We start from the raw sequence: 12,559 nt of genomic DNA, 5'->3' as shown, positions 1-12,559 counted from the left end.
CATAAATAGCATGAGGGCCTAAAATCTGACTAAAAACTTAGAATGTATTTTGAATAATGACATCATCGTAAGGAAGTTTGCCCACACGTGGGTAAGGCTGAGATGCTGACTTACCAACGGCAATCATTAAACACACCACATGATCTTCGGGTAAGTTAATCAGCTTTGCCATCGCGTCAAAGTCAAAACCATCCATTGGGCAACTGTCTAAACCATGCTCTTGAGCAAGTAACATTAAAGTTTGAGCAAAAATACCCGCACTACGCATCACTTCGTCACGTTGGGTTTGTGGACGGTCACGGTAATATTGGTCAATTGCGCCAACCATAATATTTTGAACTTCCGGAGTCGCGCCATCCCATACACGCTTAGCATCAACTTCCCATGTATTTACTTTTGCACACAACACAATCAGTAATGATGATTCTGTAACTTGTGGTTGATCCCAAGCAATGGTGCGAATTTTTTGTCTTAACTCAGTATCTTCAATGATGACTGGACGCCAATGTTGTAAGTTAAAAGCGCTTGGCGCATTGGCTAAAACTTCTTGTAATAACTGCTTTTTGTTATCTTCAGAAAGTTGAAAAACAGGGTCGAAGCGTTTAACTGCGCGGCGGTTACGGATGGCATCAATAACATTCATAAGATTTTCCTACTTAAGAGTTGGGTAGCGGTACTCGTTAGTTTTTATAACGTTGGGCTACATCAGCCGAAGAAAAGTTTGGTAGTAATGTGATACGTGATTTTTCAAAATTATTCCATTGATTTTCGTCTTTCAGCACAGGAATTGTGATTGTTTCTTTACGGTCAAAGCCAATCAGGGCTGCATCGACCAAATCATTGACATCCATTAATGGTGGAACTTGGCTTAAGTCGATGCCAGAACGTTCCCAAATTTCGGTTTTAGTAGCAGAAGGCAATACGGCTTGAACATGCACGCCATGATCTTTTAATTCTAAATATAAGCCTTGGCTAAAAAATTGGATGAAAGATTTACTTGCGCCATAAATGGTAGAACCTAATTCAGGAGCTAATCCAAGCACAGAGCCTAAATTAATAATGGCACCTTTATCTTTATGTATAAGTGATTGCGAAATTGCATGAGACAAACGAACAACCGCAGTCATATTTAAAGTAATGAGTTTTTCAATATCTTTAATATCTTGGGTTAAAAAGGTTCCGTTTAGTGCAATGCCAGCGTTATTTACCAAAATTTCAATATCAGCATCATTTTTGAGTACATCTTCAATTTTACTGATGTCTTGATCGTTTGATAGATCGGCTTGAATGAACTCGACTTGTACGCCGTATTTTTCTTGAAGATCTTTTGAGATTTTATCTAGGCGGTTTGTGTCTCGTGCAACCAAGATTAAGTTATGGCCACGTTGAGCAAATCGGTCTGCATAGACAGAACCAATCCCTGACGAAGCTCCTGTAATAAGTACTTTTGATTGAGCTGACATGTGATGTCTCCACGCTTTAATTTTTAGATGATGCTCATAATCTAAAATATATAATTTTTGATGTCAATTATAATCAATGTATAATTATGACGAGTAGGGTGAGTAAAAGTGGGTAGGCCAACATGAAAGTCAGTAAAACTCAGGTAAAAGAAAACCGAGAAAAAATTGTCGAAAAGGCGACTCAACTGTTTCGTAACAAAGGCTACGACGGTGTCGGCATTGCTGAATTAATGTCTAGCGCAGGCTTTACTCATGGTGGGTTTTATAAACATTTCAGTTCGAAAACAGACCTTGTCTCAATTACCGTTAAACATGGACTTGAGCAGGTTTTAAAAAGAATAGAAGGTTTAAATTTAGCTCAATTTATTCAACTTTATGTGTCCCGTACCCATCGAGATAACCGAGATTTGGGATGTACCTTAACAGCGTTATCTTGTGATGCTGCAAGACAACCAGACGAAGTAAAAGTCGAATTTGAAGAGGGCATTGAGCAACTTATTCAGTTCATTATGAACGAACGTGCAAAACAAGTTTCTTTGGAAGCGCCAGAGTTGAGAAAGCAAGCTATTAATATTCTTGCTCAGTCTGTAGGGGCAATTGCCTTGTCTCGCGCATGCCCAGACCAATCTATCCTTAGCGATGAAATATTGGAAAGTTGTAAAGAGAGTCTTTTAAAGTTAGCCGATTAAACTTTTTTATCTCTCAAACTGGTTTGGCTAAGCTGAATTAACCTCGCAATATCCACTGTGCGCTCATAAATGAGTTCTGCTGCATGTTCGCAGGCTTGTTCTAATGTGGTGGGGCCATTTGTTAGCGAAAAAGCAGCTGTAACACCGTGCTCATAAAGCGCTTGGTAGCCTTGGCCTAAAGTTCCTGCAATCACAATGACCGGAACGTTATGTGCTTTTGCAATTTGGCTTACCCCAAAAACGGTTTTACCGCTTAAGGTTTGCTGGTCAAATTTACCTTCGCCTGTAATAACCCAATTTGTATGAGCAATTTTATGTTCAAGTTGATTCAGTTCACCTACGACTTTAACTCCAGCTTTAAAGTCGGCATTTAAATAACTTTTGGCTGCAAAGCCCAAACCACCAGCAGCACCAGAACCTGCTTCATTTCGTTTGTCGAAACCTAAAATTTGCGCAGAGACATCGGCAAAATGAGCAAGCGCTGCATCAAGCAGTTGTACTTGAGCAGGAGAAGCCCCTTTTTGTGGGCCAAAAATATGTGATGCGCCGTTTGGACCGCAAAGTGGATTGGTCACATCGGCAGCTAGTAAAAACCGCGTGTGCTGAATACGAGAGTCGAAATGTGTTAAATCAATGTGTGATAGGTTGCCTAGAGCGATGCCACCTGCGGGTAAAACGTTTTGGTTGGTATCGAGCAAAACAGCACCCAAAGCACTCAGTAATCCTGTGCCGCCATCGTTGGTCGCACTACCGCCCACAGTTAAAATAATGTCTTTTGCACCTGCGTCTAAAGCATCCAAAATGAGTTGACCTGTTCCAAACGTTGTGCTGTGGCAAGCATCACGCTCAGCCGGTGAAACTAACTGTATGCCGCTCGCTTGAGCCATTTCAATGATGGCGATTTTTTGTTTTTCTAACCAGCCCCATTTTGCTTGAACAGGCTGACCTAATGGCCCAACCACAGTTTTTTCACGCCATTGTCCTTCGCAGACTTCTAAAACAGCTTCAATAGTTCCTTCACCACCATCTGCCATCGGGCATAAAATCGTTTCTGCATGAGGAAAAACTTCTTGCCATCCTTTGGCAATGGCCTGAGCTACGTTTAAAGCAGATAGGCTGTCTTTAAATGAGTCAGGAGCGATCACAACCTTCATAAGTGCTCTAATGTGGATAGATTTTTAATTGTTTTATACTGCTTAATACGAAAAAAACATAGATAAAGACATGTAAGCATCAATTTTAAAGAGTTTATCTTTTGTTAAGAATGAAAACTAATAATGTTTTGATCTGTAAAAGGCGGAGTTTCTGTCTTTTTAACTCATTGTTTTATATATTTTTCTATAAATAGCGTGGTTGGCTTGAATGATTGTAATTGTAAAAAATATGGCACATATTATAAGAACAGTTGAGCCAGCTTTTTAAAATATGGTGAATAACATACCAAGCGGACTCTACCCCCAAGCTAGACAGCAGCGATTCTTGATATAAGCATAATTAAATTGTGGTTCTATTAGATCTGTTGAATGCCTAAGAAGAATTAAGAGGATGACAAAGTGGATAATTCAGAAGAACAAAAGCACATACAGGAAAATAACGGTTTTGCGCGAATTGAGCCATATACTCATCCTGCTGGCGGGTGGGGCGCACTGCTAAGTGTTGCTCGAAACTTAAAGCGACAAGATATTTTAGGTAAAGGTTCAATTACCTTACTCAACATTAACCAACCTACAGGTTTTGACTGTCCCGGCTGTGCATGGCCAGAAAAGAAAGATGCTCATGCCTTTAACTTCTGTGAAAATGGTGCAAAAGCAGTTGCCTTTGAAGCAACCAGTAAAACAGTGACTCCTGAATATTTCGCAGGTCATACCGTTAGTTGGCTGTCAGAACAAAGTGACTTTTTCCTCGAAGACTTAGGCCGTTTAACAGACCCAGTTCGCTATGATGCTGCAACCGATAAATATGTGCCTATTTCATGGGACGATGCATTTAAGCTCATTGCTCAACATTTACATGCGCTAGACAACCCAGACCAAGCGGCATTTTATACTTCGGGTCGTGCCAGTAACGAAGCAGCATTTTTATATCAATTGTTTGTGAGAAGCTTTGGTACAAATAACTTTCCAGACTGCTCGAACATGTGTCATGAAACCACAAGTGTTGGCTTACTTGACTCGATTGGTTTAGGAAAAGGCACAGTCACCCTAGAAGACTTTGACGTAGCCGATGCTATTTTTAGTTTTGGTCATAACCCGGGAACCAACCATCCACGTATGTTAGGTACTTTGCGTGAAGTATCTAAACGTGGCGGCAACATTATTGCGATTAACCCAATTAAAGAGCGAGGTCTTGAGCGTTTCCAAGACCCGCAAGCACCTCTTGAAATGATGACTAACGGTAGTACACCAATTAGTCGTTATTATTTCCAGCCAAAAATTGGCGGTGACTATGCACTCATGTTAGGGATGTTAAAGCACTTAAATGAGTGGGATAAAAAACCACTTGCCTCAGGTAAACCAAGTATTTTTGACCGAAACTTTATTGCGGTTAATACCGTTGGTTTTGATGAGATGATTGCTGAGGTTGAAAGAACTGAATGGGCAGATATTTATAAACACTCAGGCCTATCGCCTGAACATTTAGAAAAACTCGCCAAACTCTTTTTAGAATCAGAGCGTTCAATTTTCTGTTGGGGAATGGGTATCACGCAACACCGCCACGGCACGGCTAACGTACATATGCTGGCAAATTTATTGTTGGCGCGTGGTCAAATTGGCAGACCGGGTGCAGGGCTATGTCCAGTTCGTGGGCATAGTAATGTACAAGGCGACCGAACCATGGGTATTAATGAACTGCCTAGCCCTAAATTACTCGACAACATTGACCGCGTGTTTGGTATTAAATCACCGAGAAAAAATGGACATGGTGTCGTTGAAACCATTAAAGCCATGGCTGAAGGCGAGGTCAAAGTCTTTATTGGTTTAGGTGGGAACTTTGCAGTTGCAACGCCAGATACGCCGTATACCCAAGAAGCACTTAGAAAGTGTAATTTAACTGTTCATGTCGCAACTAAGTTAAACCGTAGCCATTTAGTGTGTGGTAAAGATGCTCTTATTTTGCCATGTTTAGGCCGTACCGAAATTGATGAGCAGCTTCATGGCCCACAGGCAATTTCAGTCGAAGATTCGATGAGTAATATTCATTTGTCAGCAGGGCGTAACGCTCCAATTTCTGACAATATTTTGTCTGAACCAGATATCGTCGCCCGAATGGCCGAAGCAGTGCTTCCAGACAGTCAGATTAAATGGAAATGGTATATCGAAAGCTATGACCGTATTCGTGACTCAATTGCCGATGTGTTTGATGAGTTCCATGACTTTAATTTACGTGTCTATAAACCGGGTGGCTTCCACCTCGAACATCCAGCCAATCAGCACATCTGGAATACAAAAAGTGGTAAAGCGCAGTTTATGATTACACCGCTGAGTGAAGTCTATGCCGATAAAGAAAATCAGTACGCTGCCGCATATACCGAAAGTAAGGTTTATACCTTAATGACCACGCGTTCTCATGACCAATACAACACTACTCTATATGGTTTGGATGACCGTTACCGTGGGGTGTTCGGTCAGCGCCGTGTATTGTTTATGAACCAAGCTGATATTGATGAGGCTGGTTTTGAAGCAAATCAGTGGGTGGATATTGAAAGTGTTTTCTCGGACGGTGTGAAACGTATTGTGCATAGTTTCCGTATTGTGCCGTACAACATTCCGCGAGGTAGTTTAGCCGCTTACTATCCGGAAACTAATCCTTTGGTGGCATTAAGCAGTCATGATAAATATGCCAAGATTCCTGCTTCAAAAAGTGTTCCTGTGATTTTGCATCCCGGAAATGCACCAGAGCATTTTAACTTGGCAACGGCAGTAGCCCCTGAAGACGCCGATAAGAAAGTAAGTAACCTTTAATCAAAGGCAATATTAAAAATATCATCCAAACAAATGGCGCTCTAAACAAGCGCCATTTTGAAATAAAGGAAATAATTTTGACACCACATTCTTATGGGGTTGAAACATTACTAGTACAGCGGTTTAACAAAACCGACTCTGAAAATGTTTTAGATCATATTGTGCAAGAGTACCCAATCGCCTTGGTGTATAACGGTATTTCGCATGCGGTGATGATGGCGACACCGACTGATGTTGATTCATTTGCCAAAGGCTTTAGTCTCTCTGAAGGCATTTTGACCAGCTTAAAAGAATTATATGCGCTTGATGTACATCAAAATGAATTGGGTATTACGGTAGAAATGACCATTTCATCTAGAGCGTTTGCTGCCTTAAAGGAACATCGCCGTATGATGGTAGGCCGTACAGGGTGTGGTTTGTGTGGAATTGAAAGCTTAGAGCAGTTTCAGTTAGATGTTCCTAAAATTACAACGCATGCATCAAAAATATGGCTTGAGCAAATTCCGAGTGCCATTTCTCACTTAAAAGCCCAACAGGAAATTACCGCTTTAACGGGTGGCGCACATGCCGCAGCTTGGGTGGTTGATGGTCACATTGTCGCTTTATTTGAAGATGTCGGTCGTCATAATGCTTTAGATAAATTAATCGGTTATTTAGCGCAAGAAAACTACGACGCCAGTTTAGGTTTTGTGGTGATGACCAGTCGGGCAAGTTATGAACTAATACGAAAATGTGCTCAACTGAATATAAGTCTACTGGCGTCAATTTCAGCACCTACCAGTATGGCTATTCAATTAGCCAAACAATCGGGTCTGACTTTGGCGAGTTTTTGTAGGGGAGATAGATTTGTTTTATATACAGAAATTTAAAATATATTGTTCAAGATGAAGAACCTAAAATAGAGCTCATCTGACATTTCTTTGGCTTTTAAGCTAAGGATAGGTTTTATGGATTATTATAAAACTCTAAAGGTTCAGAGTCTGTCCAAATGTCTTGGTTACAATCACTAAAAGAATGGGCAAAACGTCTAAAAAAACAAATTATTATGCTTTGGTTTGCATCAAAGCATCCTCAAATGCCATGGTTCCCAAAAGTTATTGCTGTGGTGGCTGTGGCTTATGCCTTTAGTCCAATCGATTTAATTCCAGATTTTATTCCTATTTTAGGCCTTTTAGATGAGGCCATCATTCTACCGATGCTGATTTGGTTAGCTGTTCGTTTTACACCTCAAAAAGTCATTTTAGATGCGGAACAACAAGCTGAAGAATGGCTAGATCAACAGGAGCGTCGGCCTCAAAATTATTTGGTTGCTGTGTTGATTATTCTAGTTTGGATCACACTGGCCTTGATGGCCTATTTCTACTTTGGTGGTGGTTTATAATTTGCAAACCGTCAAAGTTTAGAATCGTGAATTTAAAGGCATTAACATTGTGCTTTGCTACAACTCAAAGGATAATAACGTTTTTATAAGCTATGGGTTGCAGACAATGAAAATCGTCGCAGATGAAAATTTGGCATTTACCGATTACTTTTTTTCTGAGTTTGGCGATATTCAACACAAAGCAGGGCGCACTTTAACCCATGCAGATGTAAAAGATGCTGAAGCTTTACTGGTCCGCTCGGTTACTGCAGTTAACGCAAGTTTAATTGAAAACACAGCATTAAAATATGTGGGCAGTGCCACAATCGGGACCGATCATTTAGATATTGCGGCGTTAGAAAAACAAGGAATTACATGGGCAAATGCGGCTGGTTGTAATGCGCAAGCGGTTGCTGAATATGTCATTACTGCTTTACTTCATTTAGATGCAAACCTTTTAGAACAACAAGAAAAATTTACCCTAGGTATTGTTGGCCTTGGCAACGTCGGTAAGCGCTTGGCTTATATGGCTCAGTTACTTGGCTGGAATGTAATTGGCTTTGACCCATATGTGAAACTAGACACAATTGAAAATGTAAGCTTAGAAACTCTGTTGCAACAAGCCAATGCCATTTCAATTCATGTGCCGCTTACAAAAAACGGTCAACATCCGACATATCATCTGTTTGATGAAAAAGCTTTTGAAGCGCTTCAACCTGACACGATTTTAATTAATAGTGCACGTGGCCCAGTCGTTAAAGAAGCCGCTTTAATGGAAGATATTCAACGTACCCAGCGTAAAGTCGTGCTTGATGTATTTGAGCATGAACCCGTCATATCAGAAGAACTCATAGACATGTTGGCTTTAGCAACACCGCATATTGCTGGTTATAGCCTTGAAGGAAAAGCTCGTGGTACACAAATGATTTATGAAGCGTTTTGCCAAAAATTTGGATATGACATTAATAAGCGTTTTGAAACTCAGCTACCTACATGCGACGACTATTTTTCGGGACATGATTTAAAAGCTGTATTAAAGCAAAAACTATCTCAAATTTATGATATTGCTCAAGATGATGCCAACATCCGTGCTTGTATTAAAGACGGAAAAGTAGAGCAAAAAGCATTTGATTTATTACGTAAAAATTATCCGCTGCGCCGTGAATGGGCAGCACATGGGGGACCACAGGCATGAGTTTAAGTTATCAACCTACTTGTTCAATTGATGCCTTAAAAGCACGTGCCAAGCTCTATAGCCAAATCCGTCAGTTTTTTGCTGAACGTGGTGTCATGGAAGTCGAAACACCAATCGTTTCACAAGCAGGTGTCACCGATGTACATTTAGCTTCGGTTCAGGCTTTGCGTCATATTAACGGTAAATTGCAAACGCAATATTTACAGACTTCACCAGAGTTTGCGATGAAGCGTTTATTGGCGAGCGGTAGTGGGCCGATTTACCAGATTTGTAAGGTTTTTCGAGACGATGAACACGGGCGTAAACACAATAGTGAATTTACCATGCTTGAATGGTATCGCCCCGGTCTAGACTTAAAAGCGTTGATGCATGAAACAGCCGATTTATTGCAAACCTGTTTGCAGCATCGTTTTGGTGAAGTTCGTCCGTTTATTCTAAGTTATAAACATGCCTTTCAAGACCGTTTAGATATTAACCCTTTGCAGGCAACTTTGAAACAACTCAAAGATACGGCAAATCGTGTGGGGTTAAATCTCGACTTGGGCGATGATCGCCTAGCTTATATGGATTTGTTATTTTCTCATTTTGTTGAACCAAGTTTAGGTTTTGATGCTCCAGTTTTTTTAACTGACTTTCCACCAGAAATGGCCTCTTTGGCAAAAGTGAAAGTAGATGAAGATGGGGAAGAGGTCGCGGCGCGTTTCGAGGTTTATATTGAAGGCTTAGAGCTCGCTAATGCCTACGATGAATTGCTCGATGCAGATGTGTTACGTTCACGCTTTGAAGCAGATAATGCAGAGCGGGCTAAGCAGGGGCTTCATGTTATGCCTTTAGATGAACATCTATTAGCAGCGTTGCCTCATATGCCGGAATGCTCAGGTATCGCTTTAGGTGTAGACCGTTTACTCATGGTTGCAATGGATCAGGTCAAAATTGAAAAAGTAGTGACCTTTCCAGCAGAAATTGCTTAAACGCTGACAAATAAAAAAGCCACAATATTGTGGCTTTTTTATTTAGGATTTATTTAGCTTAAGCTTGTTGAATACCTGCAACAACCCAGTCTTGCTGAGAGCCAGCAGGTTTAACAAAGTGCCAGATTTCGGTAAACGGTTGTGGCAAGCTGTTTAAGTCTTCACTTACTGTACCAGTGAATCGTACGCTTACTACGTATTGACCATTTTCAGTCGCGCTGTCTACAACCATCGCATTCAAGTTACTAAATTCAGCAACATCCTGATCTTGGTTGGCCATGATGTCGTTATACATAGAACTATAAAGTTCAGGTGTTAAGTAACGGCGAATTTCTTCAATGTTACTTGCAGTATTCATCGATTGGATGTGATTAAAACGTTGACGTGCAATACGTAAGAACGCAGCAGGTTCACTACCATCTGGAAGTTGATTGCCATTGCTCGTTGTAACACCGCCAAAAGGCGCTTGCGTTGCTGCACCGCCACCCACAGATTGACCAAAGATATTTGTATTATCGCCAGCATTACGTGGAGTTGCTTGTGGTGCAGCAGAACGGCCAAATGGATTTTGACCGCCATTATTTGGTGCGTAAGGATTATTAGTTGCTAATTTTTTTTTTGATCCCAATTTACGGAATACAAAGAAAGCTAGAGCTGCTGCAAGTAATACCCAAATCCAACTTGGAATACCACCTTTTTTCTCTTCTTGTGCTTGCGCCTGTGTTGCTTGTTGTTCAGTAGATGTTGGTTTGTCATCAGCTAAAGCATTTGCTGCAACAGCACCTACGGCAGCACCAGCCACACCAGCTGCAACCATTGAACCAACGCCTGGACCAGATTTCTGAGGCGCTGTAGTAGTTTGTTGAACTGGAGTCACTTGACGAGGTTGTTGATAAGACTGGCTTGAAGTGGTAGATCGTGCCATACCGTGGCTTTTACCACCACCTGCACGTTTAGCTTCAGCAAGAGGCGAAATTGCTAAAGCAGCCATTAAAATACCGGTAATCAAGCCACGCTGGTGTACTTCCATAGGAAATTCCTGTTTAAAGTTAATTTACAATAGTATTTATGCAGGTATTTACCTTAAATTTCAACCTTAAAAGTATGTTTTTTTATGTCAATTCATCACTGAGTTGCATGGCTTCGGTCAAGGCTTCATGCAATCGAGCAACGGCAATGACTTGTACGCCCGGAATTGCCTTTTGAGGGGCGTTTCCTCTAGGTAAAATGACATATTTAAAGCCATGTTTTGCTGCTTCTTTTAAGCGCTCTTGACCATTAGGAACAGGACGAATTTCACCAGAAAGACCAACTTCACCAAAAACTGCAAGTTGTTGGGGCAACGCTTTAGTACGTAAACTTGAAGCACATGCAAGTAAAACAGCTAAATCAGAACCTGTCTCGGTAATTTTTAAGCCACCTACAATGTTGACGTATACATCTTGTCCAGTAGTTTGCACTCCACCATGACGATGCATGACAGCAAGCAGCATATTTAGACGGTTTTGTTCAAGACCAAGTGCAACACGTCGTGGTTGTCCTTGAGCATCATCAACTAAAGCTTGCACTTCGACCAAAAGTGGGCGAGTTCCTTCACGGCTAATCATGACAATTGAACCGGGAATCGCTTCATCATATCGACTTAAGAAAATAGCAGAAGGATTGGCCACTTCACGTAAGCCTTTATCAGTCATGCCAAATACGCCAAGCTCATTCACTGCACCAAAACGGTTTTTAACAGCACGAATCATTCGATAACGTGAGTCTGATTGACCTTCAAAGTAAAGTACGCAGTCCACCATATGCTCTAAAACACGCGGACCTGCCAGTGCACCTTCTTTGGTCACGTGACCAACAATAAATAGCGCTGTGCCACTATTTTTTGCATAACGGGTTAATAAAGCAGCAGATTCACGAATTTGTGAAACACCACCCGGAGCAGATTGGAGGGTTTCTGTATAAAGTGTTTGAATCGAATCTAGAATAGCGACTACTGGTTTTTCTTGTTCTAAAACTTCACAAATGCGTTCTACACAGGTTTCAGCCATGACTTTTAATTGGTCAGTTGGCAGGTCAAGACGTTGCGCACGAAGCGCCACCTGCGATAAAGATTCTTCACCCGTAATATAAAGTGCAGAGCTTTTTGCGCTTGCCATGTGTGTTGCAGTTTGCAAAAGAATGGTTGATTTACCAATACCGGGGTCACCACCAATTAATACAACAGAACCTGTAACCAAACCGCCGCCAAGCACTCGGTCAAATTCGCTAATGCCTGTAGGTAAACGGGTTTCATGAGAAACAGAGACTTTATTTAGTGTTGTAATATTAGCAACTTGTCCAGCATAGCCCCCAATTTTAGGACGTGCACGGTGAGCTGTGGTTGGCTCAAGTTTAACTTCAGTCAGAGAATTCCATTCACCACACTCTGAGCACTGACCAGCCCATTTAAGATGATCGGCACCACATTGCTCGCAACGGTAAACAGTTTTGACTTTGCTCATATTCGACTTCAGTTACAAACTTCTTAATTAATAGTAAAAACGGAGTATAACAAAACCAAAATAGAGAATCAGTTTTGAGGTGGAATACATTTTGCTTAATTTAAGGCAACGTAAAAATCAGGTCTTTGTCATGTGCTAAATAATCTAAAAGATTAAGATCGAGCAGGGGTGTTTTTTAATAAACAGACGAAGGACTGAAATGAAATTGAATATTAGAGAAACAATCAAATCGAGTTGTCTTTTTAATTTAAAAATCAGAGCAGTTCAAGTCATGTTTTTAGACCGTAAAGTGCGTTGTATTGCTATGGGCTTGTGCGTATTATCAGATTTAATTGTATGTCGCTTGAAATCATCAGCAATACAGATAAAAATCGGTTAGCTGAAAAGTTGTCAAAAAATATACATTTAAAAGATACCT

Annotated in this window: 11 protein-coding genes; 6 read left to right on the top strand and 5 right to left on the bottom strand. The window is 40.9% G+C overall.

The features are described from left to right. Nucleotides 1–37 precede the first annotated feature (37 nt). Together RMA94_RS19305 and RMA94_RS19300 are read right to left on the bottom strand one after the other, a co-directional pair. Entirely contained in the window at nt 38–643 is a 606-nt protein-coding gene (locus RMA94_RS19305; RefSeq protein WP_032004391.1) for a nitroreductase family protein, read from the bottom strand. A 37-nt stretch (nt 644–680) separates the two neighbouring features. Beyond that, nucleotides 681–1,463, bottom strand: coding sequence for an SDR family oxidoreductase (locus RMA94_RS19300; RefSeq protein WP_311084017.1), 783 nt, complete (start codon nt 1,461–1,463; stop codon nt 681–683). A 122-nt stretch (nt 1,464–1,585) separates the two neighbouring features. Between RMA94_RS19300 and RMA94_RS19295 the strand changes: the two genes are divergently transcribed. Then, nucleotides 1,586–2,152, top strand: a complete 567-nt coding sequence (locus tag RMA94_RS19295) for a TetR/AcrR family transcriptional regulator (RefSeq protein WP_311084016.1) — start codon at nt 1,586–1,588, stop codon at nt 2,150–2,152. Here RMA94_RS19295 and RMA94_RS19290 read toward each other — a convergent pair. After that, nucleotides 2,149–3,306, bottom strand: coding sequence for a glycerate kinase (locus tag RMA94_RS19290; RefSeq protein ID WP_311084015.1), 1,158 nt, complete (start codon nt 3,304–3,306; stop codon nt 2,149–2,151). The two genes, RMA94_RS19295 and RMA94_RS19290, sit on opposite strands and share 4 nt — an antisense overlap. Before the next feature lie 399 nt (nt 3,307–3,705). On the opposite strand from RMA94_RS19290, the gene RMA94_RS19285 reads away from it, so the two are divergent. The 5 genes from RMA94_RS19285 to epmA all read left to right on the top strand — a co-directional run bounded on the left by RMA94_RS19285 (nt 3,706) and on the right by epmA (nt 9,640). Next, complete coding sequence (locus RMA94_RS19285) at nt 3,706–6,114, top strand: FdhF/YdeP family oxidoreductase (RefSeq protein ID WP_311084014.1); 2,409 nt, start codon at nt 3,706–3,708, stop codon at nt 6,112–6,114. 77 nt (nt 6,115–6,191) lie between these two features. Continuing rightward, nucleotides 6,192–6,983, top strand: a complete 792-nt coding sequence (gene fdhD / locus RMA94_RS19280; protein ID WP_130173570.1) for a formate dehydrogenase accessory sulfurtransferase FdhD — start codon at nt 6,192–6,194, stop codon at nt 6,981–6,983. A 119-nt stretch (nt 6,984–7,102) separates the two neighbouring features. Then, nucleotides 7,103–7,495, top strand: a complete 393-nt coding sequence (locus tag RMA94_RS19275; protein WP_130173568.1) for a YkvA family protein — start codon at nt 7,103–7,105, stop codon at nt 7,493–7,495. Nucleotides 7,496–7,601: 106 nt separating this feature from the next. Further along, entirely contained in the window at nt 7,602–8,669 is a 1,068-nt protein-coding gene (locus tag RMA94_RS19270; RefSeq protein WP_311084013.1) for a 4-phosphoerythronate dehydrogenase, read from the top strand. Then, nucleotides 8,666–9,640: an EF-P lysine aminoacylase EpmA gene (epmA, locus tag RMA94_RS19265; protein WP_068930103.1), complete on the top strand. Its 975-nt coding sequence runs from the start codon at nt 8,666–8,668 to the stop codon at nt 9,638–9,640. The genes RMA94_RS19270 and epmA overlap by 4 nt, the downstream gene beginning before the upstream one ends. A 58-nt stretch (nt 9,641–9,698) precedes the next feature. Here epmA and RMA94_RS19260 read toward each other — a convergent pair whose 3' ends face one another. Further along, nucleotides 9,699–10,670, bottom strand: coding sequence for a Tim44 domain-containing protein (locus RMA94_RS19260; RefSeq protein WP_130173564.1), 972 nt, complete (start codon nt 10,668–10,670; stop codon nt 9,699–9,701). Between the two features lie 82 nt (nt 10,671–10,752). Then, nucleotides 10,753–12,141: a DNA repair protein RadA gene (radA, locus tag RMA94_RS19255; RefSeq protein WP_005073053.1), complete on the bottom strand. Its 1,389-nt coding sequence runs from the start codon at nt 12,139–12,141 to the stop codon at nt 10,753–10,755. Nucleotides 12,142–12,559 lie beyond the last annotated feature (418 nt).

It is taken from the genome of Acinetobacter sp. V115_6 (genome assembly GCF_031799025.1).
Classification (GTDB): Bacteria; Pseudomonadota; Gammaproteobacteria; order Pseudomonadales; family Moraxellaceae; genus Acinetobacter; species Acinetobacter pittii.
The sequence above is the reverse complement of the archived record's forward strand: the minus strand, read 5'-3'. Positions and strand labels throughout refer to the sequence as shown.

Coding starts and splice junctions, on each gene's coding strand:
- RMA94_RS19275 (WP_130173568.1), top strand. CDS start 7,103: ATGTCTTGGTTACAATCACTAAAAGAATGGGCAAAACGTCTAAAAAAA.
- radA (WP_005073053.1), bottom strand. CDS start 12,141: ATGAGCAAAGTCAAAACTGTTTACCGTTGCGAGCAATGTGGTGCCGAT.
- RMA94_RS19300 (WP_311084017.1), bottom strand. CDS start 1,463: ATGTCAGCTCAATCAAAAGTACTTATTACAGGAGCTTCGTCAGGGATT.
- RMA94_RS19270 (WP_311084013.1), top strand. CDS start 7,602: ATGAAAATCGTCGCAGATGAAAATTTGGCATTTACCGATTACTTTTTT.
- RMA94_RS19295 (WP_311084016.1), top strand. CDS start 1,586: ATGAAAGTCAGTAAAACTCAGGTAAAAGAAAACCGAGAAAAAATTGTC.
- RMA94_RS19290 (WP_311084015.1), bottom strand. CDS start 3,306: ATGAAGGTTGTGATCGCTCCTGACTCATTTAAAGACAGCCTATCTGCT.
- epmA (WP_068930103.1), top strand. CDS start 8,666: ATGAGTTTAAGTTATCAACCTACTTGTTCAATTGATGCCTTAAAAGCA.
- RMA94_RS19260 (WP_130173564.1), bottom strand. CDS start 10,670: ATGGAAGTACACCAGCGTGGCTTGATTACCGGTATTTTAATGGCTGCT.
- RMA94_RS19305 (WP_032004391.1), bottom strand. CDS start 643: ATGAATGTTATTGATGCCATCCGTAACCGCCGCGCAGTTAAACGCTTC.